Origin of the sequence: Acinetobacter sp. 251-1, assembly GCF_030329305.1 — a bacterium.
Taxonomy (GTDB): domain Bacteria; phylum Pseudomonadota; class Gammaproteobacteria; order Pseudomonadales; family Moraxellaceae; genus Acinetobacter; species Acinetobacter piscicola_A.
Genome location: NZ_JACANS010000041.1, coordinates 2,078 through 5,570, shown reverse-complemented (window position 1 = coordinate 5,570; position 3,493 = coordinate 2,078). Strand labels below are relative to the sequence as shown.

The window sequence follows — 3,493 nt, the reverse complement described above, 5'->3', positions numbered from 1 at the left end:
AATTTAAAAGCTGGCGATGACTTACTCTCACATGGGTAATCCCACACTACCATCAGCGCTAAGAGGTTTCACTTCTGAGTTCGGGAAGGGATCAGGTGGTTCACTCTTGCTATTGTCGCCAGCAAACTGTTATGGATACTTGCTTTGGTCTTATTTATTCACTTTTCAGTGTATGCCAATGCTTTTTCCAAATGAGTTTAACAGAATGTTATTTGCGTTGAATTGTATGTTCTAGCGTTATCTGAATCAAGGATTTTCCTGATCATTAGATCAGTTATGAATCGATTAAGCTTTTATACAACAACTGTTTGGGTGTTGTATAGTCAAGCCTCACGAGCAATTAGTATTGGTCAGCTTCATGCATCGCTGCACTTCCACATCCAACCTATCAACGTCGTAGTCTTCAACGGCTCTTTAGAGGACATAAAGTCCTAGGGAAATCTTATCTTGAGGTAGGCTTCCCGCTTAGATGCTTTCAGCGGTTATCCCTTCCGAACATAGCTACCCGGCGATGCGACTGGCGTCACAACCGGTACACCAGAGGTTCGTCCACTCTGGTCCTCTCGTACTAGGAGCAGATCCTCTCAAATTTCCAGCGCCCACGGTAGATAGGGACCGAACTGTCTCACGACGTTCTAAACCCAGCTCGCGTACCTCTTTAAATGGCGAACAGCCATACCCTTGGGACCTGCTTCAGCCCCAGGATGAGATGAGCCGACATCGAGGTGCCAAACACCGCCGTCGATATGAACTCTTGGGCGGTATCAGCCTGTTATCCCCAGAGTACCTTTTATCCGTTGAGCGATGGCCCTTCCATACAGAACCACCGGATCACTAAGACCTACTTTCGTACCTGCTCGACTTGTGGGTCTCGCAGTTAAGCGCGCTTTTGCCTTTATACTCTACGCGTGATTTCCGACCACGCTGAGCGCACCTTCGTACTCCTCCGTTACTCTTTAGGAGGAGACCGCCCCAGTCAAACTACCCACCAGACATGGTCCTCGTCCCGGATAACGGGACAGAGTTAGAACCTCAATATTACCAGGGTGGTATTTCAAGATTGGCTCCACCGAAACTAGCGTCTCGGTTTCAAAGCCTCCCACCTATCCTACACAAGTAAGATCAAAGTTCAATGTCAAGCTGCAGTAAAGGTTCACGGGGTCTTTCCGTCTAGCCGCGGGTACACCGCATCTTCACGGCGATTTCGATTTCACTGAGCCTCTGCTGGAGACAGCGCCCCCATCATTATGCCATTCGTGCAGGTCGGAACTTACCCGACAAGGAATTTCGCTACCTTAGGACCGTTATAGTTACGGCCGCCGTTTACTGGGGCTTCGATCAAGAGCTTCGCTTACGCTAACCCCATCAATTAACCTTCCAGCACCGGGCAGGCATCACACCCTATACGTCCACTTTCGTGTTTGCAGAGTGCTATGTTTTTAATAAACAGTTGCAGGGGCCTAGTTTCTGTGGCTGCTCTCAGCTCAGGAAGCAAGTTCCATCACCAAAAGCAGCGTACCTTCTCCCGAAGTTACGGTACCATTTTGCCTAGTTCCTTCAGCAGAGTTCTCTCAAGCGCTTTGGTCTACTCGACCTGACCACCTGTGTCGGTTTCGGGTACGATTCCTGTGTAACTGAAGCTTAGAGACTTTTCTTGGAAGTATGGTATCAGCCACTTTACTGTACAAGTACAGCTTGCTATCAGTTCTCAGCATAGAGTACCCCGGATTTGCCTAAGATACATGCCTACAACCTTTCACCTGGACAACCAACGCCAGGCTGACTTAACCTTCTCCGTCCTCTCATCGCATTACACAGAAGTATTGGAATATTAACCAATTTCCCATCGACTACGCCTCTCGGCCTCGCCTTAGGGGTCGACTCACCCAGCCCCGATTAACGTTGGACTGGAACCCTTGGTCTTTCAGCGAACGGGTTTTTCACCCGTTTTGTCGTTACTCACGTCAGCATTCGCACTTCTGATACCTCCAGCAGACTTCTCAATCCACCTTCATCGGCTTACAGAACGCTCCCCTACCACGTATACATAGTATACATCCGCAGCTTCGGTACTATATTTTAGCCCCGTTACATCTTCCGCGCAGGCCGACTCGACTAGTGAGCTATTACGCTTTCTTTAAAGGGTGGCTGCTTCTAAGCCAACCTCCTAGCTGTCTATGCCTTCCCACATCGTTTCCCACTTAATATAGATTTTGGGACCTTAGCTGGCGGTCTGGATTGTTTTCCTCTTGACTACGGACGTTAGCACCCGCAGTCTGTCTCCCGGATAGTACTCATTGGTATTCGGAGTTTGCATCGGTTTGGTAAGTCGGGATGACCCCCTAGCCGAAACAGTGCTCTACCCCCAATGGTATTCGTCCGAGGCGCTACCTAAATAGCTTTCGGGGAGAACCAGCTATCACCGAGTTTGATTAGCCTTTCACCCCTATCCACAAGTCATCCCCTGGCTTTTCAACGACAGTGGGTTCGGTCCTCCAGTTAGTGTTACCCAACCTTCAACCTGCTCATGGATAGATCACCCGGTTTCGGGTCTATACCCAGCAACTATACGCCCTATTAAGACTCGATTTCTCTACGGCTCCCCTATACGGTTAACCTTGCTACTGAATATAAGTCGCTGACCCATTATACAAAAGGTACGCAGTCACCGAACAAGTCGGCTCCCACTGCTTGTATGCATGCGGTTTCAGGATCTATTTCACTCCCCTCACAGGGGTTCTTTTCGCCTTTCCCTCACGGTACTGGTTCACTATCGGTCAGTCAGGAGTATTTAGCCTTGGAGGATGGTCCCCCCATATTCAGACAAGGTTTCACGTGCCTCGCCCTACTCGTCATCATTATATGTGCCCTTTCGTGTACGGGACTATCACCCTCTACGGTCGCACTTCCCAGAGCGTTCCGCTAAAACACATATAACTTAATGGGCTGATCCCCGTTCGCTCGCCGCTACTGAGGGAATCTCAATTGATTTCTTTTCCTAAGGGTACTGAGATGTTTCACTTCCCCTCGTTCGCCTCGTATGACTATGTATTCATCATACGATACCTACCTTATGGTAAGTGGGTTTCCCCATTCAGAAATCTCCGGATCACAGGATATTTGCCGCCTCCCCGAAGCTTATCGCAGGCTATTACGTCTTTCATCGCCTCTGACTGCCAAGGCATCCACCACATGCACTTAATTACTTGACTATACAACCCCAAACAGTCGTTCATCCCTACAAGTAGGATGAGCAACAGATCAACTAATTACTTAGTCAATCATACAGTTGGCGTCTTGTGCACTTAAGCACTGTACAGCTTCAATCTAAATTCATATACCAAAACGCTTGATTCAGTTTTATCGCTAGTAACTCATTTCTTGTAGTTGCCTACTTGAAATGAGTATGAACAATTTATTTCAACTCAAATATATTCTGTTAATGATTCACTACGTCTTCGTCAGATCGCAGTCAACTGTGATAAATCACAGA

The 3,493-nt window shown here is 48.0% G+C and carries 2 rRNA genes; both read right to left on the bottom strand.

The window, feature by feature from the left end:
• Nucleotides 1-8 precede the first annotated feature (8 nt).
• Nucleotides 9-123: ribosomal RNA gene (rrf, locus tag HX129_RS17450) — 5S ribosomal RNA — on the bottom strand.
• Nucleotides 124-319: 196 nt separating this feature from the next.
• Nucleotides 320-3,212, bottom strand: a 23S ribosomal RNA gene (locus HX129_RS17445).
• Between the last annotated feature and the right edge of the window lie 281 nt (nucleotides 3,213-3,493).